This window comes from Pseudonocardia sp. NPDC049154, from assembly GCF_040648315.1.
Classification (GTDB): Bacteria; Actinomycetota; Actinomycetes; order Mycobacteriales; family Pseudonocardiaceae; genus Pseudonocardia.
In genome coordinates this window covers 24,477-49,825 of record NZ_JBEZDN010000040.1, presented here as the reverse complement: position 1 = coordinate 49,825, position 25,349 = coordinate 24,477, and the positions used below count along the sequence as shown (strand labels likewise).

Here is a 25,349-nt window from a genome sequence, read left to right as displayed (position 1 = left end):
CTTGTCGCAGCGATCGGTGCCATAATCGCCCGCATGGCTGCATCCACGCCGGTCACGCGCCCTGTTCGCCGTCGAGCGCGAGGAGCGCCTGCGCCGCGCCGAGGGCCGCGGTGGCCGCGGCGGCCTCCGGCTCCGCCCCGCCGCTGCGCCCGGTCAGCTGGGCCGCGACCACCGGCCAGGCCGGATCGAGGTCGCCCCGGCCCAGCTCGACGCACCGCAGGCACGGCGAGCGCCCGACCAGGACCAGCGGTCCCACCACCCCGATCCCCTCGCGGACGAGCACCGGCAGGTGGTCGGTCGCGGCCGCCGCGAGCTCGGTGACGACCTCCGGCTCGGGAACCACCGCGTCGGTGAGCACCACCAGATCGGGGCTCCGGCCGGGCGGCAGGGCACTCGTGGCAGTGCCGGCCCGGACCCGTTCGACCGCTTCGGCCGCCGCGTCGGCCCGAGGCCTGCCCACCGACTCCTCCCCGTACCCGCAGCCGACGTCGGCGCTCGCGACGTGCCCCCGTGCCAGCACCTGCACCGCACCGACACCGGCTCGCGCGAGCGCCATCGCCACCCCGACGGCCAGCGGCCCGTCTCCCCGCACCTGCACCGCGCTCGCCGCCCGGAGCTCGACCCGCCGCTCGCCCCCGGCCGGGTCGACCAGCGCGCCGCGCGCCACGAGGCCGCGCAGCACGGCCTCCGCGAACTCCACCCCGACCCCGCGGGCGGCTGCCTCGGCGACCCAGTCCAGCGCGACCGCCGGGGCACGCAGTCGCTCGAGCAGGGGCAGCAGCGCGGCCGGCAGGCCGTCCACCACGACGTTGCCCCGCGGCGCCAGCCCGACCTGGCGCGCGCGGGCACCGCGGGCGAGCAGGGGCCGGTGCGGGGCGAGGACCAGCCGGCGGGGAAGGGAGGTGAGTGCGCGGATCACGGGACCGAGCATGGTCGGCGGGCGGCGGTCCCGCGAACGGTTGTCCACAGGTACGCGGATCTGTGGACAACCCGGGCGCCCGAGGTCCTCCGCTCCCGCCCGCCCGTCGCGGGGCCTAGGGTGGAGGAATGGCGAGCCCCGCGGTCGTCGAGGTGAGACGGAGTCAACGGCGGCGTCGGATGGTCAGCGCGCGGCGCGAGGGTGACACGGTGATCGTGTTCATCCCGGGCTGGATGAGCGAGGCCGAGGAACGGCGCTGGGTGGACGAGATGGTCAACCGGCTCGAGAAGAGCGAGGCGAAGCGCCGCTCACCGGGCCGGCACGGCGACGGGGCACTGCTCGACCGCTGCCTCGAACTGTCGAAGCGGTACCTGGGCGGCCGGGCCACACCGGCGTCGGTCCGGTGGGTGCCGCCGATGCGCACCCGCTGGGCCTCGTGCACCCCGCAGGACCGCACCATCCGGATCAGCGAGCGGCTGCGCGAGGCGCCCGGGTGGGTGGTCGACTACGTGCTGGTGCACGAGCTGGCGCACCTGCTCGCCCCCGGGCACGACGACTACTTCTGGTCGCTCGTGCACCACTACCCGCGCACCGAGCGCGCCATCGGCTACCTGGAGGGGCTGTCCGCGGCCGCGGGTCTGGGCCTGGTCGGCACGGACGGCGAGGACCTGCCGGATGCGGAGGACGAGGGCGCCGCGGACCCGGACGAGGCGGCCGCCAGCATCGGCTGACCAGGGGCCATCTCCCACCGAGCGCCGGCCTACGGTCCGGACACCCGCCCGACCCGGCACACCCCGCGCCACACCCGTGAGGTGCGCCGCACACATCGTCGACGAGGTGTGCGGCGACCGTCGGGGTATGGGAGCAGGGGCGCGGTGTCGGGCCCCCGCAGCGCCCGGCCTCCGCCCGCCAACCGGTCGTCGGGATGCGCGGTGCCATCCCGGACGGACGGCCGCTCGAGGGAGACGGCATCCTCCGTGCCGGAGCAGCCCATCGCCACCGCGGACGGTCAGAGTGGGCCTTGAGCACCGTGATCACCGACTGCGGTGTGTCCCGGCCACCAGCGGTCGCCAGGTACCGCACGCGGTGATCGTGGATCCCCGCGCGGAGGTCAGGCCTTCGGGCCCGACCCGCTCTCGTCCCCCTTGCCGGACTCGTCGTCCGGACCGTCAGTGGCGTCGGAGGCGTCGGAGGCGTCGGAGGCGTCGGAGGCGTCGGGGGCGTCGGGGGTCTCCGGCTCCTCCGGCTTCTCCTGCTCCGCGGCCTCGGCGGCCTCCGCGGCGAACTGCTTCTCCAGCTCAGCGATCGGGTCGGCGGTGTCGCGGTGCTGCACGAAGCCGGCGGGGTCGTCGAGGTCGTCCGAGTCCGGCAGCAGGTCCGGGTGGGCCCACACCGCGTCCCGGCCCTCGATCCCGCGCTCCTCGCCGAGCAGCTTCCACAGCTCGGATGCGGCGCGGAGCTTCCGCGGCCGCAGCTCGAGCCCGACGATGCTGGCGAAGGCCTGCTCGGCCGGACCGCCGGAGGCGCGGCGGCGACGCAGCGTCTCGCGCAGCGCGCCCGCCCCGGGCAGCCGCTCGCCGACGCCCTCGGCCACGACGGTGTCCACCCAGCCCTCGATCAGGGCGAGCAACGTCTCGAGCCGGGCCAGCGCCGCCTTCTGCTCGGGCGTGGTCTGCGGCTCGAACATGCCGGACTGCATGGCCTCCTGGATCGAGGCCGGGTTCGACGGGTCGATCTGGCGGGCCATGTCCTCGATGCGCGAGGTGTCGACGGTGATGCCGCGGGCGTAGTCCTCCACCGCGCCGAGCAGCCGCTCCCGCAGCCACGGGACGTGCGCGAACAGCCGGTGGTGCGCCGCCTCGCGGGCGGCCAGGTAGATCATGACCTCGCTGGCCGGGCGGTCGAGGCCCGCGGTGAACTTCTCGATCGCCTCGGGCAGCAGGGCCGCGGTGCGCTCGGGCCCGACCGGGAAGCCGACCTCGGTGCCCGTGAGCACCTCGGCCGCGAGCTGGCCGAGGCCGCTGCCGAGCTGGCTGCCGAAGGCGAGCCCGCCCATCTGGCCGATCATCGCGAGCATCGGGCCGGCGGCGCTGCGGATCTCCTCGGGCAGGCCCTCCACCCACGCGCCGGACACGCGCTGGGCGACGGGGTCGCACAGCCGCTTCCAGGTGGGCATGCTCGCCTTCACCCAGTCCGTCGGCGTCCAGGCCACCGTCTCGGTCGCGCCGGCGGGGAACTCCGTCGCCGGGTCGAGCCAGAGCTCCGCCAGCTTGAGCGCGTCGGCCACCGCGGTGCGCTGCGCGTCCGTGAGCGACGAGGTCTTCTGTGCGAGCTGCTGGACGGCCATCTGCGCGGCCAGGTCGTAGTTGACCGGGCCGCCACCGCCGCCGGTCTGGCTCGCGCTGGACAGCATCTGCCCGAGCTGGCTCAGCATCTGGCCGAGCTGGCCGACGTCGAAACCGCCCGGGCCGCCGCCGGGCATGCCGGGCATGCCGGGCATCCCCGGGAGGCCGGGGAACTGACCGCCGCCGGGCAGGTTGCCGAAGCCGAAGGGGTCCTTCGGGCCCTCGTTGCCGCCCTCGCCCTCGCCCTCGTCCCGTCTGCGGTCGCGGTCCGGGTCGCGGTCGGAGGGGCCGAATCCGAACGGGACGTCACTCATACCGACCACGGTACGCGGCCCCCGGGGGCCGCGGCGTAGGTTCGCTCTCCGTGAGCCGCCGGACGTCGACGCTGGTCGCCGCCGTGCTCCTGGTGATGGTGGTGGTGGGCGTCGGGACCGTCGTCCGCGTGCCCTTCGTCGCCCTGGGGCCGGGACCGACCTACGACACGCTGGGCGCCGTGGACGGGACGCAGGTCGTCGCCGTCGACGGGGCGCCCACCTACCCCACCTCGGGGCACCTCAACATGACCACGGTCTCGGTCAACGACGGCGTGACCGGCCTGCAGGCCCTCGGGTTCTGGCTGGCGCCGGACCGGCGGCTGGTGCCGCGGGACACGGTGTTCCCGCCCGGGCGGTCGACCGAGGAGGTCGACCAGGAGAACGCGGAGCAGTTCACGGCGTCGGAGACGAACGCCGAGATGGCCGCGCTGTCCGAGCTGAAGCTGCCCACCCGGGCCACCGTGGCCGACGTCGTGCCCGGCTCGCCCGCCGAGGGCGTGCTGCAGCAGGGCGACACGATCGTCGCGGTGCGCGGGACCCCGGTCGCGACCCCGCAGGCCGTGGCCGACGCGCTGAACGGCACGCGGCCGGGCGAGCCCGTCGTCGTCACCTACCGGCGCGGCGACGCCCAGCAGGACGCCACCATCACGCTCGGCTCCAGCCCGGACCGGGAGCAGGGGATGCTCGGCGTGCGGCCGGGCGTCCAGCCCGCCGCGGGGACCATCACCATCAGCCTCGGCGACATCGGCGGTCCGTCGGCCGGGCTGATGTTCGCGCTCGCGGTCGTCGACAAGCTGACGCCGGGGGAGCTGAACGGCGGGCAGTTCGTCGCGGGCACCGGCACCATCACCGCGGACGGGACGGTCGGGCCGATCGGCGGCATCCCGTTCAAGATGCGCGCGGCCCGGGACGCGGGTGCGGTCACCTTCCTCGTGCCCGGCGACAACTGCGCCGAGGCCGTGCAGAACGCGCCCGACGGGCTGCGCCTGGTCCGGGTGACCACGCTCGCCTCCGCGGTCGACGCGCTGGAGACGCTCGACAGCGGCGGGCAGGCTCCGCTGTGCACCCCCTGACGAGTGGCTGAGCTGGGCGGATCCGCACTGTCGGGCGGACGCGGTACGGTCGCCCGCGAGCGGACACGGAACGGACGAACCGTACGAACGGTGCGGGCACACGGGACACACGGGAACTCCACACCCCGTCCGTAGAGTTGACGCACCAGAACCGACCCTCGAGGAGTTGCCGTGGCCATGCGGCCCCCGGCGGGAGCACCGTCGTTGTCCCGCCGTACGCGGATACTGCTGATCGCGGCCGCGGTCCTGGTGGTGGTGCTGCTGGGCGGATCCCGGCTGGTCGACTTCTACGTCGACTGGCTCTGGTTCGGCGAGACCGGTTACCGCGGCGTGCTCGGCACCGTGATCGGCACCCGGATCGTCCAGTTCGTGATCGGCGGGCTGCTGCTCGGCGGCGCGGTCTGGCTCACGCTGTGGCTCGCCTACCGGTTCCGCCCGGTCTTCGTGCCGGTCAACGGGCCGGAGGACCCGATCGCCCGGTACCGCACCGTGATCATCTCGCGGCTGCGGCTGTTCGGGATCGGCATCCCGGTGATCGTCGGCATCATCGCCGGCCTGGCCGCGCAGGGCGACTGGCAGACCACCCAGATGTTCCTGAACGGCACGCCGTTCGGGCAGACCGATCCCGAGTTCGGCAACGACATCGGCTTCTACGCCTTCACGCTGCCGTTCATCCGGATGCTGCTGAACTGGCTGTTCGTCACGGTCGCGATCTGCTTCGTGGTCGCACTGATCGCGCACTACGTCTTCGGCGGGATCCGGCTGGCCGGCCGCTCGGGCCAGGTCTCGGCGGCCGCGCGGGCGCAGCTGGCGATCCTCGCGGGCGTGTTCGTGCTGCTCAAGGCGGTGGCGTACTACCTCGACCGGTACGAGCTGCTCTACTCCGACCGCAACCAGAACTTCTTCGGCGCCACGTACACGGACCTCAACGCCGTGATGCCGGCCAAGATCATCCTGCTGGTCATCTCGATCATCTGCGCCGCGGCGTTCTTCGCGGCGGTGTTCCGGCGGAACCTGCAGCTCCCGGCCATCGCGGTGGTGCTGCTGGTGCTGTCGAGCGTGCTGGTCGGGGCCGCGTGGCCGGCCGTGCTGCAGCAGTTCGTCGTCGCGCCCAACGCGAACGAGCGCGAGGCGCCGTCGATCGAGCGCAACATCGCCGCCACCCGGCAGGCCTTCGGGCTCACGGACGACACGGTCACGATCGAGCCCTACTCGGGCACGTCGTCCGCCACGTCGGCGCAGGTCCGGGCGGACACGGACACGATCCCGAACATCCGCCTGCTCGACCCGGGCAAGCTCACCAAGACCTTCACCCAGCTCCAGCAGCGGCGGAACTTCTACGGCTTCCCCGAGAAGCTGGACATCGACCGCTACACGGTCAACGGGCAGAAGCAGGACTACGTGGTGGCCGCTCGTGAGCTCGACTCGAGCGCGCTCGTCGGCAACCAGCAGGACTGGATCAACCGGCACCTCGTCTACACCCACGGCAACGGCTTCGTCGCCGCGCCGGCCAACCAGGTCAACGCCGCGCTCGAGGACACCGGCGGCCAGGGCGGCCTGCCGAAGTTCACCGTCAGCGACACCACGACCGAGGGGCAGATCCCGGTCTCCGAGCCGCGGATCTACTACGGCGAGCTGATCACGGACTACTCGATCGTCGGCGCCGAGGAGGGTGCCGCGCCGCGCGAGTACGACACCGACAGCGCCCAGTACACCTACACGGGCAAGGGCGGCGTCTCGCTCGGCAACCTGTTCAACCGGCTGGTCTTCTCGCTCTACTACGGCGAGCGGAACATCCTGTTCAACAGCTCGATCAACGACAGCTCGAGGATCATGTACGACCGGGACCCGCGGGACCGCGTCGAGAAGGTCGCCCCGTGGCTGACCGTCGACAACGACCCGTACCCGGCGGTCGTCGACGGGCGCATCCAGTGGATCGTCGACGGCTACACCACGCTGCGGAACTACCCGTACGCGGAGCAGGTGCCGCTGGGCGACACCACGCAGGACAGCCAGCTCGGCCTGCAGGGCCAGCGCCTCCCGAACGACACCATCAGCTACCTGCGCAACTCCGTGAAGGCGACCGTCGACGCCTACGACGGCACCGTCACCCTCTACGCGTTCGACGACAAGGACCCGGTCCTGCAGACCTGGATGAAGACGTTCCCGGGCACGGTCAAACCGGCGTCGGACATCAGCGACCAGCTGCGCGAGCACTTCCGGTACCCGGAGGACCAGTTCAAGGTCCAGCGCGAGCTGCTGACCCGCTACCACGTCGACAACCCGGGCGAGTTCTTCTCCACGGTCTCGTTCTGGGACGTCCCGTCGGACCCGACGGTCCAGGGCAACACCGGCGCCTCGCAGGACGCGCAGCCGCCGTACTACATGCTCACGGGCCTCCCGGGGCAGAGCGGCTCGAGCTTCCAGCTCACCAGCGCCCTCGTGAGCCTGCGGCGCCAGTTCATGGCCTCGTACATGTCGGCGAGCTCGGAACCGGACACCTACGGCAAGATCACCGTGCTCCAGCTGCCGGCGGACACGCAGACGCTCGGCCCGCAGCAGGTCCAGGCGCAGTTCCTCGGCTCGCCGAACGTGTCGTCGGAGCTGAACCTGCTGAGACAGAACCAGACCACGATCGACTACGGGAACCTGCTGACGCTGCCCGTGGCGGGTGGGCTGCTGTACGTCGAACCCGTGTACATCGAGCGGGCCGGGCAGGACTCCTCCTATCCGCAGCTCGCCCGCGTGCTGGTGAGCTTCGGAGGGCGCGTCGGCTACGACGCGAACCTCGCGACGGCGCTGGACCAGGTGTTCGGGGCGGGTGCCGGTGCCGGCGCCGCGGCCACGACACCGACCCAGGGCACCACGCCGCAGGCGCCGTCGGCGGGGTCGCCGACACCGAACACCGGGGCGAGCCCCGAGCTGGCCTCCGCGGCGAACGAGATCTCGGCGGCCCTGGCCCAGCTCAAGTCCGCGCAGCAGTCGGGCGACTTCACGGCACAGGGTGAGGCGCTCGCCGCCCTCGACGCGGCGGTGAAGAAGTTCCAGGCGGCCCAGAGCGCCGCCCCGGCGCCCTCGGCCACCCCGGCCCCCTCGCCGGGCGGCTGAAACCCGCACAGCGCCGCAGACGGGCGGTCCCGGTCACCGGGGCCGCCCGTCGGCCTTCTCGGAGCAGGCACAGCGGGCCGAGGGATGTGAGCAGGCTTACCGGATCCGGTCCGCGGCCCGCTGACCGGCGAGAACGCCTCAGCGCGGGCAAGAGCGCGGCGTCGTTGCAGGTCAGAGGGCCGGAGGTCGAAACCGACCCCCCGTGCACATGCCGTTCGCGAGCGTGTAATGTTCTGGGCACAACAGCAACACAGCAGTGCGAAGCCCGGAAGGGCAGACCACAGCGACGCGGGGTGGAGCAGCTCGGTAGCTCGCTGGGCTCATAACCCAGAGGTCGCAGGTTCGAATCCTGCCCCCGCTACCACGTCGAAGGCCCCCAGGCGATCTGCCTGGGGGCCTTCGCCATGTCGGGCCGGTTCAGGGGCGGGGCGGCGCCGGCTCCCGTCCCCGGCGCAGGCGCCACCAGATCGAGGGCCGCGGCCTGTCGAGGGGCGGGACGAGGCGGATCTCGGCCCAGTCGTGGTCGGAGAAGTAGGCGGCGCGGCGCCGCCGCCACTCGTCGGCGAGCTCGCGCAGGTCGTCGAGGGGGAGCGCGGGTTCCCGGAGCCGGCGCACGGCCGCGGAGAACCAGCGCACCAGCTCGTGGCAGAGGGGTTCCGGCACGTCGGCGTAGGTGCACTCGAGGTGGAGCACCGCGGCGTCGCAGCCGATGCGGTACGCCAGCTCGGCCTGGTCGGCCTCGGGGTGCCGGGGCCGGTCGGCGGCGGTCCTCACGACCCGGCCCGGTGCGGGCGCGGGACCAGCGCCTCCACCTGTGACCGCGCTCCGGAGTTGGCGGCCCGCACGAGGTCGACGACGATCTCGTGGTCCGGCGAGAGGTGGCAGACCGGGTCCGTGCGGGCGGCGTCGCCGGTGAGCTGGAACGCCTGGCAGCGGCAGCCGCCGAAGTCGATCTCGCGCCGGTCGCAGCTCCGGCAGGGCTCCGGCATCCAGTCGGTGCCGCGGAACCGCCGGAACACCGGCGAGTCCGTCCAGATCCGCTCGAGGGAGTCCTCGCGGACGTTCGCGCGGGGGAGCGGCAGCGTCTGGGCAGCGGGGCAGGGCAGGGCGTCGCCGTTGGGGGCCACGGTGAGCTGCCGCGCGCCCCAGCCGCCCATGCAGGGCTTGGGATAGCGCTCGTAGTAGTCCGGGAGCACGTAGACGACGTCCATCCGGCCGGCCAGCCGCGCGGCGGCCTCGGCGACCACCTTCTCGGCCCGGTCGAGCTGCTCGGCGGTGGGCAGGAGCGCGGCGCGGTTGCGCAACGCCCAGCCGTAGTACTGGGTGTTGGCCAGCTCGACGCGGTCGGCGCGCAGCTCCTCGGCCAGCCCGACGATGGCGGTGAGTCCGTCGATGTTCTGCCGGTGCAGCACGACGTTGACCGTGAGCGGCCAGCCGAGCTCCTTCACGATCCGCGCCGCGGCGATCTTGCGCGCGAACGACGGCGTCCCGGCGATCCGGTCCGACGCGCCGGGCTCGTCGGCCTGGATGCTGATCTGCACGTGGTCGAGACCCGCCTCGTGCAGCTCCTCCGCCCGGCGCCGGGAGAACCCGACGGCGCTGGTCACCAGGTTCGTGTAGAGGCCCAGCCCGGTGGCGTGCCGGACGAGGTCCACGAGGTCCCGGCGCAGCAACGGCTCGCCGCCGGAGAGGTGGCACTGCAGCACGCCCAGGTCCCGGGCCTCGTCGAACACCCGGAGCCACTCCGCGGTGCCCAGTTCGTCCCGGTACCCGGCGAGGTCGAGCGGGTTGGAGCAGTACGGGCAGGCCAGCGGGCAGCGGTAGGTCAGCTCGGCCAGCAGCCCGAAGGGCCTATTCATCGTCGCCTCCGGGTCGATCACCACGCCGCCGGTCGACCCCATCGGTCCCCTCCACCTCGATCACCACGCAGCGCCGCTCGACGAGGCCGTCGAGGAAGCGCTGCACGTCGGCCTCGTCGACCCGGTCGTAGCGGCCCCGCAGCTCCTCGACGATCCCGGCGACCGTCCGCTCGCCGTCGCACAGGCCGAGGATCGCCGCCCCCGTGTCGTTGAGGACGACCACGGCCTCCGGGCGCAGCAGGACGTGCCGCTCCCGCGTCCGGTCGAAGGTCAGCCGGACGTGCCGGGCGAGCCGCGGCCGCCCGGAGGGGGACACCGCGCCGGTCACCACGGCGTCGGGCGAGCTCATCGGCGCCTCACTCGGGGTAGGCCCGGTCGACGGCGTCCATCAGGCTCCAGAGCACGTCGCACTTGAACGACAGCGCGTCGACCGCGCGCTCCTGCTCCTCGGGGGTGCGGCAGTGCGTGGTCACCACCTGCAGGGCGTGCTCGGAGTCCCGGGGCGCCTGGTGCAGCCGGTTCCGGAAGTAGGTCAGGCCGTCCCGGTCGATCCACGGGTAGTATCGCTCGAACGCCGCGAGCCGCTCGGCCATCAGGTCCGGCGCGAAGAGCTCGGTGAGCGACGACGCCACGGCCTCCACCCACGGCCGGGTGCGGGCGAAGGTCACGTAGGCGTCGACGGCGAACCGGACCCCGGGGGCCAGGTGCCGGTGGTCGAGGACCTCCTCGCGGGTCAGCCCCACGGCCTCGGCGAGGCGCAGCCAGGCCTCGATGCCGCCCTCGGTGCCGGTCGTGCCGTCGTGGTCGACGATGCGCCGGATCCACCGCCGCCGGACCTCGAGGTCGGGGCAGTTGGCGAGGATCGCCGCGTCCTTGCGAGGGATGTTCTCCTGGTAGCAGAAGCGGTTGGCCACCCAGCCCCGGATCTGCCGGGGGCTCAGCAGGCCGGCGTTCATCCGCACGTGGAAGGGGTGCTGGTCGTGGTAGCGGTGCGACCGCGCCCGCAGCGCGTCGACGAAGCCCTCCGTGGTCCCGGTCCTGTCGGTCGTGGCCGTCATGGCACCCCCTAGACCTCCACCTCGAGGCCGTCCGTGGCGATCTCCGCCCCGTGCCGCTCGACGGCCCGGCGTTCCGGGGAGTCGTCCAGCAGCACGGGGTTGGTGTTGTTCAGGTGGACGTAGATCGTCCGTGCGACGGGCAGCGCCGCGACCTGCGCGAGGCTGCCGCCGGGACCGTCCATCGGGACGTGCCCCATGTCGCGCGCGGTCTTCGACGCGAGGCCCAGCCGGACCATCTCGTCGTCGCTCCAGCACGTGCCGTCGAGGAGCAGGCAGGCGCAGTCCTGCAGCTGCGCGAGCACGCCGGCGCTGATCTCCTGCACCCCCGGCAGGTACACCGCGGCACGGCTGGTGCGGGTGTCGGTCAGCCGGTACCCGACGACGCGGCCCTCGGCCCGCCCGGGACCGAAACGCGCCGCCTTCCTCGTGGGGACGTCGAAGGCGCGGTAGGAGAGCCCGTCGCCGAGCGCGACGTCGGCGCCCGGGACGACCGGGCGCCAGTCGACCGCGCAGTAGCGCTCGAGGGTCCGGAGCAGCGCGGACCCCTCGCACAACGTCTCGCGTACCGCGGGGGTGGCGTGCAGCTCCAGCGCGCGCGCCTCGCGCAGGAGCAGGAGGCCGAGCGTGTGGTCGAGCTCGGCGTCCGTGAGCAGCACGGCCCGCAGCGGCGTCGCCCGGCCCGCGTGCGGGTGCAGGGCGGGGAACGCCTCGATCTGCGCCCGGACGTCGGGCGAGGCGTTGAGCAGGTACCAGGAACGCCGGTCCGCGCTCACCGCGACCGAGGACTGCGTGCGGGGCACGCACGGCCGCGAGCCGTCGCGCACCGCCCGGCATCCCGGGCAGCCGCAGTTCCACTGCGGGAACCCGCCGCCCGCGGCCGCTCCGAGCACCCGCAGCCACATCCGGCACCTCCACGAAGGGGAGAGGTGCGCCGGGCGGACCCGGCGCACCTCTCGATCCCGTCAGTCCTCCTTCCGGGCGACGTACATCGTCACCTCGGGGGCGACGCCGATCTCGTCGAACTCCGGTGGCTCCCACTCGGTGAGCTGGGACTCCATGGATTCACCTCCCCTCTGCGCCCGATGTGCGGCACAGGAACGGCACGGGACCTACTGGGTCTGGGACTGCTCCGGCAGGGCGAAGGCGATCAGCGCGCTGCCGTGACCGGCGCCGAGCATGCCGGGGAGGAACCCCTCGGCCCAGCCACCCCAGCCGACCGGCACGACGACGTACTGCCGGCCGTCGACCGAGTAGGTGGTCGGGCTGCTGTGGTGGCCGCTGCCGCACTGGAACTGCCAGAGCTGCTCACCGGTGCGGGCGTCGAGCGCGTTGAACTCGCCCGACGGCGTGCCGGCGAACACCAGACCACCGGCGGTGGCCAGCACCGACGCGCACATCGGCAGTTCGTTGCGCCAGCGCCACTTCTCCTCGCCGTTGGCGTCGAACGCGCTGACGTAGCCCGCCATGTCCTCGATGTCGACCTGAACGCCCGCGCCCCAGTAGGGGATGCTCTCCTTGAACTCACGGCGGCGCCGGGTGGCCGTGGCGCCGACGTCCTGGATCGGTACGTAGAACAGCTCGGTCTCCGGGCTGTAGGCCGCGTGCGTCCACTCCTTCGCGCCGGCCGGACCGGGGTAGAAGTGGACCGGGTCGCCCTCCTTGTCGGGGTACCGCGCGGGGGTCACCTTGCCGTCGCGGGTGATGTTGCCCCAGTCGATCCGGTCCACGAACGGCGTGATCTGGACCAGCTCGCCGTTCGTCCGGTCGACGACGAAGAAGTAGCCGTTCTTGTCGAAGTGCCCGAGCAGCTTGCGCCCCTCGTGCTCGAACAGGATGCACTCGGCAATGCTGTCGTAGTCCCAGACGTCGTGCGGGGTGCACTGGTAGTGCCAGCGGATCTGCCCGCTGTCCGCGTCGACGGCGACGATGCTGTCGGTGAACAGGTTGTCGCCCTCCCGGACCTCGCCGTCGAAGTCCGGAGCCGGGTTGCCCGTGCCGATGTACAGCAGGTTCGTCTCGGCGTCGAAGGTGCCGGTCAGCCAGCAGTTCGCCCCGCCCCGGGCCCACGCCTGGCCGTCGGACGGCCACGTCTCGGAACCGGGCTCGCCCGGCTTCGGGATCATGTAGCAGCGCCACACGTGCTCGCCGCTCTCGAGGTCGAAGGCGTCCAGGTGGCCGCGCACACCGAACTCGCCGCCGGAGCTGCCGACGATGACCATGTTCTTCACGATCAGCGGCGCGACCGTCGCGCTCTCGCCGGCCCGCACGTCGCCGTAGGTCTTGTCCCAGATCTTCTTGCCGGTCACGGCGTCGAGCGCGATCACGTGGGCGTTCGGGGTGACCGAGAAGACCTTGCCCTTGGCCACGGCGACGCCGCGGTTCACGTTCCCGCAGCACAGCGACACGTCGAACGGCGTGGCGTGCTTGTAGCGCCAGATCTCCGTCCCCGTCTTCGCGTTGAGGGCCCACACCCAGCCGTCCCAGCCGGAGACGAACATGATCCCGTCGACGACGATCGGGCTGGCCTCGAAGGCGTACGTCGACGCACCCGCGATCATGCCGCTCGTCCCGGACTGGAAGATCCAGGCAGGGCCGATGCTCTTGACGTTCTCGGTGTTGATCTGGTCCAGCGGGCTGAACCGCTGGCCGTCGTAGGCGCCGTAGTAGGTGAGCCAGTTCTGCGGCTCCGAGCGGGCGTCGAGGATGCGCTCATAGGTCACGTTCTCGACGACCGGCGGTGCGTCGCCGTGCTTGCCGCTCAGATCGCCCTGGTCGATGGCCTCGCCGGCGTCGACGTACTCGACGGTCATGGTCTGCTCCTTCCTACGGCCGCGGCTGTTCGGGTCGGTCGAGGCGGGCCTCGGGCGGGACGTCGCCGAGGACGACGATGGCGCCGGTCAGCCCGCGGCCCTCGTCGTTGCCGGTGGGCGAGCTGAACCAGTAGTAGCCGGGGCCGTCGAGATTGAGCTTCGCCCGGCCGCGGGAATGGTTGACCAACCAGATGAACTTCCGGTCGCCATTGCTGGGGAACAGCGCGCAGTGCGTGTTCAGGTCGTCGTTGAAGATCTCGATCTCGAGATCGCCGCCGTGCGGCATGACGATGACGGCGGGGTCCCATGCGATCTCGTCCGGGTTGATCCGGAGGCGGATGTGCATGGTGCCGTCTTCCCGCTCCTTGGCCTGTTCGACGTTGCCGGTCGTGATGACACGTCCGATGGGGCCCTTGTTCTGGTGGTCCAGTCCCAGCTTGTGCATCAGTTCCGCCCGATCCTGGGCGCTACTGGTCGTCATCGGCTCCGCCTCCTGGTCCGCGCCTGTCGCGTGTCGTCCGCCTCGCGCATCCGGCCGCCCGCCGGTCCCGGTTCGGGTGTCGCGCTCCACCCGTCCGGGGCGCGGCGACGAGCCGGAGTCACGGGCATCGGTCGCTGTCGGTCGTCTCGAATGCCGTCCGGAAATGTGCACGACGATCGCCGGGAACGGCGTTCGCCGTACGTGATCGGACCCGCCCCGAATTCGTTCCCCGGCGGAGGAAAACGTTACGCTCGTCACAGGAGCAGCGGCAAGGTCACGTACTGGTTCGCGGTGCCGGGAGCCGTTCGTTCGGTCCGAGCTACCGTTCCCCCGCGATCCGGTGCCGCCGGAAGATCGCGGATCCGGCTCAGATCCCGAGCGCGCGCCGCACGCCGGGGGCGTTGCGTCGCGACACGGGCACGCGGTCGCCCGCCTTGCTGTCGAGGACGAGCGACAGCTCCCCCTTGTCCCCGCGCTCGACCTCCCGGACGCGGTCGAGGTTCACCACGTACCGGCGGTGCACCCGCAGGAACCCGGCGTCGGCGAGCTCGTCGTCGAGCCGGTCGAGGCCGGCGGAGGCGGCGCGCAGGCGCCCCTCGTCGGTCGAGAGCCATACGTCGTTGCCGTCGGCCTCGGCGAGGTAGACCTCCGACGGCCGCAGCAGCACCAGGCGGTTCTCGCGCAGGGCGACGAGCCGCCGCCGCGGATCCCGGGGCTCCCGGGGCCGGGTCGGCGCGTCGAGCTCGCCCACCAGCTCCCCGTCGACCACCCCGAACGAGAGCAGGCTCCCCACCATCCGCCCGGAGACGAAGACCGGGCGGACGCCGACCGGCGTCGGCTCGTCCGCGAGATGGGTGAAGACCTGGGTCGCCCCCACCCAGTCCGGATTGTGCGCCGCCTGCCGGTCGGCGTAGCGCGCGATGCCGATCAGGTCCGGAAGCCCCGGGTTCCAGCGCACCGTGGGGTCGATCGCCGGGGTGACGGCCGGCACGCCCATGAGCACGCTCGCCGTCTCGTCGGCGATCACCACCTTGCCGGCCGTGTCCATCGCGGCGAGCGCGATACCGGGACGGGCCCGGGCCTGCGTGAAGGCCGCGACCAGCGCCGTCCCGCTGTCCCGGGCCCGGTTGCGCAGCGTGCGCCGGGTCGTGGCGACCGCCTGCGAGAGCCACGCGCCCGTCGCGTCGGGGAGGGCGGTGCGCCAGCAGGAGATGTTGAGGACCGCGATCGGGGCCCGGGTCACCACGTCGCGCACCGCGATGCCGGCGCACACCCAGTTGTGGAAGGCCTGGCACCAGTGCTCGGCGCCGCGGACCAGGACCGGGCCGTGGCCCTCCAGCGCCGTGCCCATGCCGTTCGTGCCCGCCGCACACTCCGACCAGCAGTACCAGGGCGCCAGGTTGGAGTCCGACGCCCGGCCCAACGTGGTGTGGTTCCCCCACGCGGCGAGGATCCGGCCGGTGGCGTCGGCGACGGTGACGATGCCGCTGAGGTTGTCGACGTCCTGGGCCACGGAGGCCGCCAGTCCGCCCAGCTCGGTGAACACGACGTCGTGCTCGAGGGTGTGGTCGATCTGCTCGACGGCGACCGGTGCGGCGCGCAGGAGCGGGTCGACCCGGTACTGCTCCCGGCAGCGGTGCCAGGAGACCACGACCTCGGGGCGGACCCCGGGGACGCTGTCCTCGCCGTCGACGAACCGCTCCCACGCCGCGAGCACGGTGTCCCGGTAGGGGGTCGCCGCCGTGGGACCGAGCCGGTGTACGTCGTTCATGTGGGGACCACTCGTCGTTGAGCGCAGCCAGGGAGGTCCCACTGTAGGCACCGGCGGGGCCGTGCGTCAGCCGACGAAAGGGCCCCCGGGACGAAGTCCCGAGGGCCCTTTCGGGTCAACGCCCGGGCCGGGCGCGCCCCGACGGGTCGGCGATCAGACCAGGTCGTACCGGTCCGCGTTCGCGACCTTGACCCACGCCGCGACGAAGTCCTGCACGAACTTCTCCGCCGCGTCGTCGCTCGCGTAGACCTCGGCGAGGGCCCGCAGCTCGGAGTTCGAACCGAAGACCAGGTCGACGCGGGTGCCGGTCCACCGGACCTCGCCGGTGGCGCGGTCGTGGGCCTCGAACAGGTCGTCGTCGCCGGCGACCGACCTCCACTCGACGTCCATGTCGAGCAGGTTCGTGAAGAAGTCGGTGGTCAGCGTGCCGGGCCGGTCGGTGAACACGCCGGCCTTCGAGCCGCCGGTGTTCGCGCCCAGCACGCGCAGGCCGCCGACCAGGACGGTCAGCTCCGGCGCGCTCAGGCCGAGCAGGTTCGCCCGGTCGACGAGCAGGTACTCGCCGGGCAGGCGGTGCCCCTTGCCGCGATAGTTGCGGAAGCCGTCCGCGGTGGGCTCGAGGTGGGCGAAGGAGTCGACGTCCGTCTGCTCCTGGGTTGCGTCGGTCCGGCCCGGGGTGAACGGCACCGTGACGTCGTGCCCCGCGTCCCGGGCGGCCTTCTCGACCGCGGCCGCTCCGGCCAGCACGACCAGGTCGGCGAAGGAGACCTGCTTGCCGAACGACGCCCGGACGCCCTCCAGCGCCCGGATGACCTGGGCGAGCTCGTCCGGGTCGTTGACCTCCCAGCCGCGCTGCGGCTCGAGGCGGATGCGCCCGCCGTTCGCGCCGCCGCGCTTGTCGCTGCTGCGGAACGACGAGGCCGCGGCCCAGGAGGCCGACACCAGCCGGGAGACGGAGAGCCCCGTCTCGAGGATCTTCGCCTTGAGGGCGGTGACGTCGTCGTCGGACAGGGTGTAGCCGTTCGCCGCCGGGACCGGGTCCTGCCAGAGCAGCTCCTCCTGCGGCACCAGCGGGCCGAGGTAGCGCTGGATCGGGCCCATGTCGCGGTGGGTGAGCTTGTACCAGGCGCGGGCGAACGCGTCGGCGAACTCCGCCGGGTTCTCGTGGAACCGGCGCGAGATCGGCTCGTAGATCGGGTCGAACCGCAGGGCCAGGTCCGTGGTCAGCATCGTGACCGGCCGGTCGAGCTCACCGGTCTCCGGGTCGGGGATCCTGTTGTCCCCGGAGCCGTCCTTCGCCACCCACTGCCAGGCGCCGGCCGGGCTCTTCGTCACCTCGTACTCGTAGCCGAACAGGTTGTCGAAGAAGCCGTTGCCCCACTGCGTCGGCGTGGAGGTCCAGGTGACCTCGAGGCCCGAGGTGATGGTGTCGCGGCCCTTGCCCGTGCCGAAGCCCTGCTTCCAGCCCAGGCCCTGCTGCTCGATCGGGGCGCCCTCGGGCTCCGGGCCGACGTTGTCGTCGACGTCCGGGTTCGCCGCGCCGTGGGTCTTGCCGAAGGTGTGCCCGCCGGCGATGAGGGCGACGGTCTCCTCGTCGTTCATCGCCATCCGGCCGAAGGTCTCGCGGATGTCGCGGGCCGCGGCGACCGGGTCCGGGTTGGCGTTGGGGCCCTCCGGGTTGACGTAGATCAGCCCCATCTGGACGGCGCCGAGCGGCTTCTCCAGCTCGCGGTCACCGGTGTAGCGCTCGTCGCCGAGCCAGGTGCGCTCCGGGCCCCAGTAGACGTCCTCGTCCGGCTCCCAGACGTCCGTGCGGCCGCCGGCGAAGCCGAAGGTCTTCAGGCCCATGGTCTCCAGGGCGCGGTTACCCGTGAAGATCATGAGGTCGGCCCAGGAGACCTTCCTGCCCCACTTCTTCTTGACCGGCCAGAGCAGGCGCCGGGCCTTGTCCAGGTTGCCGTTGTCCGGCCAGCTGTTGAGGGGGGCGAAGCGCTGCATGCCCGCGCCCGCCCCGCCGCGGCCGTCGTCGACGCGGTAGGTGCCCGCGCTGTGCCACGCCATCCGGATCATGAACGGGCCGTAGTGCCCGAAGTCCGCCGGCCACCAGTCCTGGGAGTCGGTGAGGACCGCGTCGACGTCCCGGGCCAGCTCGTCCAGGTCGACGCTCAGGAACTCCGCGGCGTAGTCGAAGTCCGCGCCCATCGGGTTGGCCACGGCCGGGTGCTTGCGGAGGATCTTCAGGTTGAGCTGGTTGGGCCACCAGTCGGTGTTGCTCGCACCTTCGGTCGGGTGCCCGAGACGGCCGGCGTGCACGGGGCAGCCGCCCGCCTCGCCCGTCTGCATCTGCTTCTCGACCGTGGTGTGGTCCTCGGACGACGACACTGCGATCCTCCTGCGTTCGGGGCGTGTGGTGGGCCCAGGTGCGGCGGAGTCTGGCGAACTCTCTGGAACCAATCAAGAACGTGTCGCAGTCTGAGACCACCCACGTGCCGCGGCCAGGCCCGCTACGCCATGCCCGACGCGGCCAGCGGGTCGTAGCCGGGCGTGCGGAGGAGGGCCTGCAGCTGGCGGCGGCGCACCCCGACGTTCGACCCCTCGATCACCGGGTAGGCGAGCGCCTCGTTCAGGTACCGGAGCAGCGGGAACGCCGTGTCGTAGGCCGACACGCCCACGATCTTGACCAGGTCGGTGATCACGTCGACGGCGGTCTCCGAGCCGAACACCTTCGCGTGCAGCGCCCACTCCGGTCCGTGCGGGTCCCCGGCGAGCGCGGCGTCGAGGGCCCGCCAGGACAGCAGTCGGACGGCCTCGATGCGGCCCTTGGCGTCCGCGAGCACGTCGGCGACGGACTGGTGCTCGACGATCGGCACCGCGCCGCCGCGCTTCTCGGTGGTGGCGAACCGCAGGGCCACCTCGAAGGCCCGGCGCATCGCCGCGACGGCGAACGTGCCGATGGAGGCCCCGCTGCCAACGAAGGCGTCGCGGCACAGCTCCACCCCCTGGCCCTCGCGGCCGAGCAGGTTCGCCCGGGGCACCCCGACGTCGACGAGCCGGACGGTCGCGGTGAGGCAGCCCCGCAGCGCCGGCAGGTCGTGGTACTCCTCCACCTCGACGTGGCCGGCGAGGTGCTCCCGCTCGGCGACGACGAGCGAGACCCCGCCGGGCGCGCGGCAGACGATCGTCATGAGGTCGGGGCCGTCGCCGTCCCAGCCCGGCAGGTGCGACGCCCACGCCTTCCGCCCGTTGATCACGTAGTGGTCGCCGTCGGGCACGGCGGTGGTGCGGGTGCCCTCGGCGGGCGGCGGCGCGTCGAAGTTGGCGCTGCCGCCGGGCTCGGAGTAGGCCATCGCGGCCACCGGCGCGCCGGAGTCCGCCAGGAAGGGAGCGACGAAGCGCGCGATCTGCTCGGGCGTGCCGACCTCGTAGACGGGTGCGAGCGCGATCAGCGGGCCGGCCATCGAGATCACGAAGTCCGGGCTGTGGACCGCCCATTCCTCGATCAGGATCGCTGCGTCGACCCCGCCGCCCGCGGCGCCGCCGAAGGGCGCCGGGATCAGGCCCTTGAGGAAACCGGCGGCGACCGCCTTCTCGAAGGCGGGGCGGGCCAGGGCGGCGCGGCGGACCGGGTCGGGCTCGGCGCGGACGGCGTCGGCCAGGTCGCGCAGGTTCGCCTCGGCGAACTCCCGCGCGGCGTGCTTGAGCCCGACCTGCTCGGGGGAGAGGGAGAAGGAGACGGACACCGGGACCTCCGACGTCGGTGTCGGTGCCGGACGGCGTCCGGCGGGAGCCCCCAGGCTCCCGGCGCGCGGCGCGGCGGTCTCGTCAGTCCGTGCGCGGGACCTGTGCAGTTCGTGCAGGTCCGCGCAGCTCACTCGGGGCGTAGCCGTGGGCGCGGCGGAAGGCCCGGCTGAAGGAGGCCGGGTCGACGAAGCCGACCGAGGAGGCGATCTGGGTGACCGTGCGGGTGTCGGCGGGGTCGGCGAGCAGCGCGGCGGCCTGCTCGAGGCGCAGCCGTCGGACGGTCGCGGCGAACGTGTCGCCGGAGCCGGCGAAGGCCGCGTGCAGGGTCCGCGGGGAGACGGCGAACCGGCGGCACACGGCGGCCACGGACAGGGCGGGGTCGCCCAGCCGGCCGCGGACGTACCGCAGGACCGCGGCCCGCAGCAGCTCCCCGGCCGGGGCCTGCGGGCCGGGTGCCGCCGCGGCCGTGACGGCCGCGGCCAGGGCGAACTCCAGCTCGGCGGCGGCCGGGCCGGCGTCGTCGACCTCCCAGAGCGCACCGATCATCGCGCTGACGACCCCGCCGGCGCCGCGCCCGTCCCACCGCGCGCCGAGCCGGGGCCGCAGCCGGCGGCCGTCGAGCAGCTCGTGGGGGAGCCGGTAGGAGACCATCCGCCAGGGTGCGTCGAAGTCGAACCGGTACGGCTCGGTGGTGTCGACGACGGTGAACTCGCCCGGCCCCACGATCGCGTCGGCGCCGCCCTGCCGGACCCGGCACCGGCCCGCGACCTGCAGGTTCAGGAAGTAGAAGGCCCCGTCCGTGCGGGCGACCTCGGCCGGCCCGTGCAGGGTGGCCTGCGGCTGCGACGCGATGTGCGCGCGCACGACCTGCTGCAGCGGCCGCGTCTCGACGCGGGCGGCGAAGCCGGGTGCGGCGCGGTCGGCCCGGCGCGGGGTCAGGGGCACGAAGGCGCGGCAGATGACCTCGTGCCAGTACCCGAACTGCTCGCGCTCGGGCCGGGCGGCGACGTCCCAGACGGCCATCCGCCGACCTCCTCGCGCCCGGCGCGGGCGGCGGGGTCGCCGCCCACGCCGAATGCTCGTCCGGCACGCCGGTGCCGGTCAACCGGCCGCGGTCAGGAGTCCTCGTGAACCGTGATCGCTCCCGCGGGGCAGACGTCCGCGGCCTCGCGGACCGCCGCGTGCTGCCCGGTGTCGGGCTCGGCCTCGAGCAGCACCACGATCCCGTCGTCCTCGCGCTGGTCGAACACGTCCGGCGCGAGCATCACGCACTGCCCGGCGCCGCAGCAGCGGTCCTCGTCGACGGTCACCTTCATGCTCGGTCTCCTTCGGTGGCAGTGGGCCCGGTGGGGCCGGCAGGGACCGTGGCCGGGGCGAGCCAGAGGCCGACGATCGCGTCGACCAGGCCCGTGGCGGTCGCGTCCCAGGTGGTCCGGGGGGTGGGGGCGCCCTCGGCGAGGGCGCGTTCGCGGGCGGCGCACACGTGCACCATCAGCAGGCGGGTCATGTCGCCGCGCTCGAGGCGGACCTCGGCGGGCAGGTCGGGCAGGCAGCGGTCGAGCCCCTCGGCCGTCGCGAGCAGCGCCGGCGAGCCGAGCGACTCCTGCGTGACGATCTCGCGGTAGGCGGGCTCGGTGGTGAGCTGGGCGTGGAAGCGGGCGAACCAGGTGGGCGGGCCGAGGCCGTCGAGGTAGTCGGTCAGCGGCCGGACCAGGCACGCGACCCAGTCCCGGACGTCCGTCGATCCCTCGGTCGCGGCGAGCGCCTCGGCCCGCAGGCCCTCGATCCGCGTGGTGTGCCGCCGCACCACCGCCCGGACCAGGTCCTCCTTGGCGCCGAAGTGGTAGCCGACGACGGCGGTGTTGCCCTGCCCGGCCGCCTCGCCGATCTGCCGGTTCGACACCGCCGCCACGCCGCGCTCGGCGAAGAGCCGCTCGGCGGCGGCGAGGATCAGCGCCCGGGTGGCCTCGGCGCGGCTCGCCCGCGGACCCGTCACCACGACATCCCCGTTCACCGCCTCACCAGCGCACCGGGAGCTCGCGCAGCCCGCCGACGGCCAGGCCCTCGACCCGCTGCAGCTCCTCGACCGGGACGGCCAGGTCGAGCCCGGGCAGCCGGCGCAGCAGCACCTCGAGGGTGACCTGCAGCTCGGTGCGGGCGAGCGCCTGGCCGAGGCAGGAGTGCGGGCCGGAGCCGAAGCTCAGGTGCGGGTTGGGCGAGCGGGTCAGGTCCATCTCCTCGGCGCCGTCGAACGCCCGCGCGTCGCGGTTCGCGGCCCCCATGCTGCACATGACGGTGGTGCCGGCGGGCAGGGCGGCGCTCCCGAGCTCGACGTCCTCGGCGATGTAGCGGGGCATGCCGATGCCCGGGTTGGCGTCGAAGCGCAGCGACTCCTCGACGGCGGTGCGCACCAGGGACGGGTCGGCCAGCAGCTGCTCCCAACGGCGGCGGTCGGCGAGCAGCATCGCGACCATCTTGCTGATCATGTTCGCGGTGGTCTCGTGCCCGGCGACGAGCAGGCCCTGGCCGGTGCCGACGAGCTGGGCGTCGGTGAGCAGGGTGCCGTCCGCGGTGGGCTCGGTGGTCAGCTCGCTGAGCAGGTCGTCGCCGGGCTGCGCGCGCTTGGCCTGCACGTGGGCCTGCATGTAGCCGAGGAACTCGGTCTGCGCCGCCACGATCTCGTCCCGGCTGTACCGGGTGAGGTTGAGCAGCGTGTCCGACCAGTAGGAGAACTTGTCGCGGTCGGAGTCCGGCACGCCGAGCATCGTGCAGATGACCCAGACCGGGAGCGGGAAGCCGAGCGCGGCCTTGAGGTCCGCCGGCCGGCCGTGGGCCTGCATCTCGTCGATCAGCGAGTCCGCCATCTCCTCGATCCGCGGCCGGAGCGCGGTCATCCTCCTGGCGGTGAACCAGCGCATCACCAGGCGCCGCCACTGCTGGTGCGCCGGGCCGCTCTGCGGGAGCGCGCTCGCCATGTCGCTGTCGAACACGCCGCCGGAGTCGGAGATCCGCGCGCCCTGCCCGCCGCCGACGCGGGGGAAGCGGGGGTCGGAGAGGACCTGCTTGACGTCGTCGTAGCGGGTGAGCAGCTGCGCGTGGTCACCGCTGGGCAGGGTCACCGTGGCGACGGGACAGCGGTCGCGCAGCTCGGCCCACTCCTTCGGCGGCTCGAGCGGGTCCGGCGCGGGCAGCGGGTAGCGCAGCTCGTCGGTACCGGGCTCGGAGAGGGTCACAGCGGTCCTTCCGGTGGTGGGCGGTCGCTCGTCCCACTGTAAATCAACCGCTTGATTTGATGCACCACGTGGAAGGTCACGCCCGGAACGGGAACCCCGGCGCGCGCCGGGGTTCTCGCCGTCGTCACTCGCCGGGCGTCAGTCGAACAGGTCCGGGTCGGTCCGCACGACCTCGTCCCACAGCGGCTGGAAGGCGAACCAGCCGGCGTAGTGCCCGCCGGTCTGCTCGCGGGTGAAGCGCGCGTTCGCCGGGTCGACCAGCGTCGGCGTCCCGGCGGCCTCGGCGAGCAGCTGGGCCTGGCAGTTGCGCTCGGTGCTGATGAACCACCACGCCGCCTCGGCCACGGTGTGTCCGACGGTGAAGATCCCGTGGTTGCGGTGGAAGCACATGGCGTTGTCGCCGAGGCCCTCGGCGAGCAGCCGGGCCGCCTCCTCGTCGACCACGACCGCGCCCGCCCCCTCGGTGACCACCGAGTGGTTCTCGTAGAGCGCGCAGGCGTCCTGTGTGATCGGGTCGAGCGGCCGGCCGAGCGAGGACCAGGCCTTGCCGTACACCGAGTGCGCGTGGCACGCCGCGACGACGTCCGGCCGGGCCTCGTGCACGGCCGAGTGGATCACGAACCCGGCCCGGTTCACCGGCTTGTCGCCGTACCGGACCGTCCCGGTGTGGTCGACGAGGATCAGGTCCGAGACGCGGATGTGGCGGAACGACATGCCGAACGGGTTCACCCAGAACATGTCCTCGTGCTCCGGGTCGCGCACCGTGATGTGCCCGGCGACGCCCTCGCCGAAGCCGAACCGGCCGAAGATCCGGAACGCGCCCGCGAGCTGCTGCTTGCGGTGCAGCCGCTCCTCCTCGACGGTCGCGAACTCGGGCGGGCGCGGCAGGGCGATGCCCTCCTGGGTGGGCTCGAAGGAGGGCATCCCGCCGGCAGCGGAACCGGGCGCGGTGTCGGGTGCGGAGGTGGGTGCGGACGTCGTCGGTGCAGCCATCCTCCGACGGTGCGCCTCGCCGCCCCGGCCCGTCAACGGCTGGCCCGGCTCCCGCCGCGCCGGTGCCGGTGGGCCGGGCGTTAGGGTCGCGGCCGTGAGCACTGCGGTCGTGGTCGGAAGCGGCCCCAACGGGCTCACGGCGGCGGCGCTGCTGGCGCGCGCGGGCGTCGAGGTCACCGTGCTGGAGGCGGCGGCGGAGATCGGCGGCGGCACGCGAACGGGCGAGGCGATCGTGCCCGGGCTGCTGCACGACCACTGCTCGGCGGTGCACCCGATGGCCGTCGGCTCGCCGGCGCTGCAGGACCTCCGGCTGGAGAAGTACGGCCTCGAGTGGCGGTGGCCGGAGATCGACTGCGTCCACCCGCTCGACGACGGCACGGCCGGCGTGCTGCACCGCTCGGTCGCGGAGACGGCCCGGGGGCTGGGCCGGGACGGCCGCCGCTGGTCCGCGCTGTTCGGCCGGCCCGCCGCGCGCTACGACGCCCTGGCCGAGGACGTCCTCGGCCCGCTGCTGCGGGTCCCGTCGCACCCGCTCGACCTCGCGCGGTTCGGCCCGCCCACGCTGCTGCCCGCGACCGTCCTGGCCCGCGTGTTCGCCACGCCGCAGGCGCGGGCGCTCTTCGCCGGCGTCGCGGCGCACGCGTTCCACCCGCTGGAGCGGCCGCTGACCTCGGCGATCGGCCTGGGCATCCTCACCGCCGGGCACCGGCACGGCTGGGCGGTCGCGGCCGGCGGCTCGCGCGCGATCTCCGACGCGCTCGCCGCGGTGCTGGCCGAGCACGGCGGGCGCATCGAGACGGGGGTCCGGGTGACCTCCGCGGCGCAGCTGCCCGCCGCCGACGCCGTGCTGTTCGACCTGGCTCCCGGCGCGGTCGCCGACATCCTCGGCGACCGGCTGCCCCGCCGGGTGGCGCGCGCGTACCGGCGCTTCCGGCACGGGCCGGGGGCGTTCAAGGTCGACTTCGCGGTCGAGGGCGGGGTGCCCTGGCGGAACCCGGCCGCCGCCCGCGCCGGCACGGTGCACCTGGGCGGGCCGCTGGAGGAGGTCGCGGCCGGGGAGCGCGAGATCGTCGCGGGCCGGCTGCCGGAGCGGCCGTTCGTACTGGTCGGGCAGCAGTACCTCGCCGACCCGGGCCGCTCGGTGGGGGACGTGCACCCGGTCTGGGCCTACGCGCACGTCCCTCACGGGTACGCGGGCGACGCGACCGAGGCGATCACCGCGCAGCTCGAGCGGTTCGCCCCCGGCTTCCGCGACCGCGTCGTCGGGACCGCGGTGCGGACCACCACGGAGCTGGCCCGGTACAACCCGAACCTCGTGGGCGGCGACATCGTCGGCGGGTCGACGCGGGCGGTGCGCCTGCTGCTCGGCCCCCGCGCCACGCTCACCCCCTACGACACCGGCGTGCCCGGCGTGTACCTCTGCTCCGCCGCCACCCCGCCGGGTGCCGGCGCGCACGGGATGTGCGGGGCGCACGCGGCCGAACGGGCCCTGGGACACCTGCGCCGCTGACGTCGGCCCGGTCGTCGGTACCGCGCCCGCCGATCCGGCCATGGCGACGCCCACCGGACGAGCGGGACGGATCGGCGCGGAACGGCCACCGCCGACCGCAGTCGGCGCGCGACCGGTCCCGACGGGGCGGATCA

22 protein-coding genes and 1 tRNA gene are annotated in these 25,349 nt (G+C 73.5%); 5 read left to right on the top strand and 18 right to left on the bottom strand.

What is annotated here, in order from left to right:
• Window positions 1-52 precede the first annotated feature (52 nt).
• Window positions 53-919 carry a hypothetical protein gene (locus tag AB0B41_RS20195; protein ID WP_358205359.1) on the bottom strand — a complete coding sequence of 289 codons (867 nt, stop codon included), beginning with the start codon at window positions 917-919 and terminating at the stop codon, window positions 53-55.
• 128 nt (window positions 920-1,047) lie between these two features.
• On the opposite strand from AB0B41_RS20195, the gene AB0B41_RS20190 reads away from it, so the two are divergent.
• Window positions 1,048-1,650 carry a M48 family metallopeptidase gene (locus AB0B41_RS20190; protein WP_358205357.1) on the top strand — a complete coding sequence of 201 codons (603 nt, stop codon included), beginning with the start codon at window positions 1,048-1,050 and terminating at the stop codon, window positions 1,648-1,650.
• A gap of 380 nt (window positions 1,651-2,030) precedes the next feature.
• Here AB0B41_RS20190 and AB0B41_RS20185 read toward each other — a convergent pair whose 3' ends face one another.
• Entirely contained in the window at window positions 2,031-3,578 is a 1,548-nt protein-coding gene (locus AB0B41_RS20185; RefSeq protein WP_358205355.1) for a zinc-dependent metalloprotease, read from the bottom strand.
• Window positions 3,579-3,628: 50 nt separating this feature from the next.
• Here AB0B41_RS20185 and AB0B41_RS20180 point away from each other — a divergent pair, with 50 nt between their 5' ends.
• The 3 genes from AB0B41_RS20180 (at window position 3,629) to AB0B41_RS20170 (ending at window position 8,123) form a co-directional block, all read left to right on the top strand.
• Window positions 3,629-4,651, top strand: coding sequence for a PDZ domain-containing protein (locus tag AB0B41_RS20180; protein ID WP_358205352.1), 1,023 nt, complete (start codon window positions 3,629-3,631; stop codon window positions 4,649-4,651).
• A gap of 177 nt (window positions 4,652-4,828) precedes the next feature.
• Window positions 4,829-7,759 (top strand): UPF0182 family protein, encoded by a 2,931-nt coding sequence (locus AB0B41_RS20175; protein ID WP_358205384.1) that lies wholly within the window; start codon window positions 4,829-4,831, stop codon window positions 7,757-7,759.
• A gap of 287 nt (window positions 7,760-8,046) precedes the next feature.
• Window positions 8,047-8,123 (top strand) — tRNA-Met (locus tag AB0B41_RS20170).
• A 53-nt stretch (window positions 8,124-8,176) separates the two neighbouring features.
• On the opposite strand, the gene AB0B41_RS20165 is transcribed toward AB0B41_RS20170, so the two are convergent.
• The 16 genes from AB0B41_RS20165 to AB0B41_RS20090 all read right to left on the bottom strand — a co-directional run bounded on the left by AB0B41_RS20165 (window position 8,177) and on the right by AB0B41_RS20090 (window position 23,705).
• Complete coding sequence (locus AB0B41_RS20165; RefSeq protein WP_358205350.1) at window positions 8,177-8,533, bottom strand: hypothetical protein; 357 nt, start codon at window positions 8,531-8,533, stop codon at window positions 8,177-8,179.
• Complete coding sequence (gene pqqE / locus AB0B41_RS20160) at window positions 8,530-9,618, bottom strand: pyrroloquinoline quinone biosynthesis protein PqqE (protein WP_358205382.1); 1,089 nt, start codon at window positions 9,616-9,618, stop codon at window positions 8,530-8,532. The genes AB0B41_RS20165 and pqqE overlap by 4 nt, the downstream gene beginning before the upstream one ends.
• The gene (gene pqqD / locus AB0B41_RS20155; protein WP_358205348.1) at window positions 9,611-9,967 is read right to left on the bottom strand and encodes a pyrroloquinoline quinone biosynthesis peptide chaperone PqqD; all 357 of its coding nucleotides are present in this window, start codon (window positions 9,965-9,967) and stop codon (window positions 9,611-9,613) included. The genes pqqE and pqqD overlap by 8 nt, the downstream gene beginning before the upstream one ends.
• Before the next feature lie 7 nt (window positions 9,968-9,974).
• The gene (pqqC, locus tag AB0B41_RS20150) at window positions 9,975-10,676 is read right to left on the bottom strand and encodes a pyrroloquinoline-quinone synthase PqqC (protein WP_358205346.1); all 702 of its coding nucleotides are present in this window, start codon (window positions 10,674-10,676) and stop codon (window positions 9,975-9,977) included.
• A gap of 8 nt (window positions 10,677-10,684) precedes the next feature.
• Window positions 10,685-11,578 (bottom strand): pyrroloquinoline quinone biosynthesis protein PqqB, encoded by an 894-nt coding sequence (gene pqqB / locus AB0B41_RS20145; protein ID WP_358205343.1) that lies wholly within the window; start codon window positions 11,576-11,578, stop codon window positions 10,685-10,687.
• A 60-nt stretch (window positions 11,579-11,638) separates the two neighbouring features.
• Window positions 11,639-11,734, bottom strand: a complete 96-nt coding sequence (gene pqqA / locus AB0B41_RS20140) for a pyrroloquinoline quinone precursor peptide PqqA (protein WP_358205341.1) — start codon at window positions 11,732-11,734, stop codon at window positions 11,639-11,641.
• Between the two features lie 51 nt (window positions 11,735-11,785).
• Window positions 11,786-13,486, bottom strand: coding sequence for a PQQ-dependent dehydrogenase, methanol/ethanol family (locus AB0B41_RS20135; RefSeq protein WP_358205339.1), 1,701 nt, complete (start codon window positions 13,484-13,486; stop codon window positions 11,786-11,788).
• A gap of 13 nt (window positions 13,487-13,499) precedes the next feature.
• Entirely contained in the window at window positions 13,500-13,967 is a 468-nt protein-coding gene (locus AB0B41_RS20130) for an MSMEG_3727 family PQQ-associated protein (RefSeq protein ID WP_358205337.1), read from the bottom strand.
• A 367-nt stretch (window positions 13,968-14,334) separates the two neighbouring features.
• Complete coding sequence (locus tag AB0B41_RS20125; protein ID WP_358205334.1) at window positions 14,335-15,738, bottom strand: LytTR family transcriptional regulator DNA-binding domain-containing protein; 1,404 nt, start codon at window positions 15,736-15,738, stop codon at window positions 14,335-14,337.
• A gap of 153 nt (window positions 15,739-15,891) precedes the next feature.
• The gene (gene katG, locus AB0B41_RS20120) at window positions 15,892-18,081 is read right to left on the bottom strand and encodes a catalase/peroxidase HPI (protein ID WP_358205380.1); all 2,190 of its coding nucleotides are present in this window, start codon (window positions 18,079-18,081) and stop codon (window positions 15,892-15,894) included.
• A 161-nt stretch (window positions 18,082-18,242) separates the two neighbouring features.
• A complete protein-coding gene (locus AB0B41_RS20115) occupies window positions 18,243-19,478 on the bottom strand; it encodes an acyl-CoA dehydrogenase family protein (RefSeq protein ID WP_358205332.1) in 1,236 nt (411 codons plus the stop codon).
• 82 nt (window positions 19,479-19,560) lie between these two features.
• Window positions 19,561-20,502 (bottom strand): AraC family transcriptional regulator, encoded by a 942-nt coding sequence (locus AB0B41_RS20110; protein WP_358205330.1) that lies wholly within the window; start codon window positions 20,500-20,502, stop codon window positions 19,561-19,563.
• Between the two features lie 92 nt (window positions 20,503-20,594).
• Window positions 20,595-20,795, bottom strand: coding sequence for a ferredoxin (locus AB0B41_RS20105; protein ID WP_358205327.1), 201 nt, complete (start codon window positions 20,793-20,795; stop codon window positions 20,595-20,597).
• Window positions 20,792-21,475 carry a helix-turn-helix domain-containing protein gene (locus AB0B41_RS20100; protein ID WP_358205325.1) on the bottom strand — a complete coding sequence of 228 codons (684 nt, stop codon included), beginning with the start codon at window positions 21,473-21,475 and terminating at the stop codon, window positions 20,792-20,794. The genes AB0B41_RS20105 and AB0B41_RS20100 overlap by 4 nt, the downstream gene beginning before the upstream one ends.
• A gap of 22 nt (window positions 21,476-21,497) precedes the next feature.
• Window positions 21,498-22,712 (bottom strand): cytochrome P450, encoded by a 1,215-nt coding sequence (locus AB0B41_RS20095; RefSeq protein ID WP_358205322.1) that lies wholly within the window; start codon window positions 22,710-22,712, stop codon window positions 21,498-21,500.
• A gap of 138 nt (window positions 22,713-22,850) precedes the next feature.
• On the bottom strand, window positions 22,851-23,705 hold the full coding sequence (locus AB0B41_RS20090; protein ID WP_358205319.1) for a class II aldolase/adducin family protein: 855 nt from the start codon (window positions 23,703-23,705) through the stop codon (window positions 22,851-22,853).
• 94 nt (window positions 23,706-23,799) lie between these two features.
• On the opposite strand from AB0B41_RS20090, the gene AB0B41_RS20085 reads away from it, so the two are divergent.
• The gene (locus AB0B41_RS20085) at window positions 23,800-25,215 is read left to right on the top strand and encodes an NAD(P)/FAD-dependent oxidoreductase (RefSeq protein ID WP_358205318.1); all 1,416 of its coding nucleotides are present in this window, start codon (window positions 23,800-23,802) and stop codon (window positions 25,213-25,215) included.
• Window positions 25,216-25,349: the final 134 nt, after the last annotated feature.

Excerpts from the sequence above, each read along its gene's own strand:
- AB0B41_RS20190 (WP_358205357.1), top strand. The coding sequence starts at position 1,048 with ATGGCGAGCCCCGCGGTCGTCGAGGTGAGACGGAGTCAACGGCGGCGT.
- AB0B41_RS20185 (WP_358205355.1), bottom strand. The coding sequence starts at position 3,578 with ATGAGTGACGTCCCGTTCGGATTCGGCCCCTCCGACCGCGACCCGGAC.
- AB0B41_RS20175 (WP_358205384.1), top strand. The coding sequence starts at position 4,829 with ATGCGGCCCCCGGCGGGAGCACCGTCGTTGTCCCGCCGTACGCGGATA.
- pqqE (WP_358205382.1), bottom strand. The coding sequence starts at position 9,618 with ATGAATAGGCCCTTCGGGCTGCTGGCCGAGCTGACCTACCGCTGCCCG.
- pqqD (WP_358205348.1), bottom strand. The coding sequence starts at position 9,967 with ATGAGCTCGCCCGACGCCGTGGTGACCGGCGCGGTGTCCCCCTCCGGG.
- pqqC (WP_358205346.1), bottom strand. The coding sequence starts at position 10,676 with ATGACGGCCACGACCGACAGGACCGGGACCACGGAGGGCTTCGTCGAC.
- pqqB (WP_358205343.1), bottom strand. The coding sequence starts at position 11,578 with ATGTGGCTGCGGGTGCTCGGAGCGGCCGCGGGCGGCGGGTTCCCGCAG.
- pqqA (WP_358205341.1), bottom strand. The coding sequence starts at position 11,734 with ATGGAGTCCCAGCTCACCGAGTGGGAGCCACCGGAGTTCGACGAGATC.
- AB0B41_RS20135 (WP_358205339.1), bottom strand. The coding sequence starts at position 13,486 with ATGACCGTCGAGTACGTCGACGCCGGCGAGGCCATCGACCAGGGCGAT.
- AB0B41_RS20130 (WP_358205337.1), bottom strand. The coding sequence starts at position 13,967 with ATGACGACCAGTAGCGCCCAGGATCGGGCGGAACTGATGCACAAGCTG.
- AB0B41_RS20125 (WP_358205334.1), bottom strand. The coding sequence starts at position 15,738 with ATGAACGACGTACACCGGCTCGGTCCCACGGCGGCGACCCCCTACCGG.
- katG (WP_358205380.1), bottom strand. The coding sequence starts at position 18,081 with ATGCAGACGGGCGAGGCGGGCGGCTGCCCCGTGCACGCCGGCCGTCTC.
- AB0B41_RS20110 (WP_358205330.1), bottom strand. The coding sequence starts at position 20,502 with ATGGCCGTCTGGGACGTCGCCGCCCGGCCCGAGCGCGAGCAGTTCGGG.
- AB0B41_RS20105 (WP_358205327.1), bottom strand. The coding sequence starts at position 20,795 with ATGAAGGTGACCGTCGACGAGGACCGCTGCTGCGGCGCCGGGCAGTGC.
- AB0B41_RS20090 (WP_358205319.1), bottom strand. The coding sequence starts at position 23,705 with ATGGCTGCACCGACGACGTCCGCACCCACCTCCGCACCCGACACCGCG.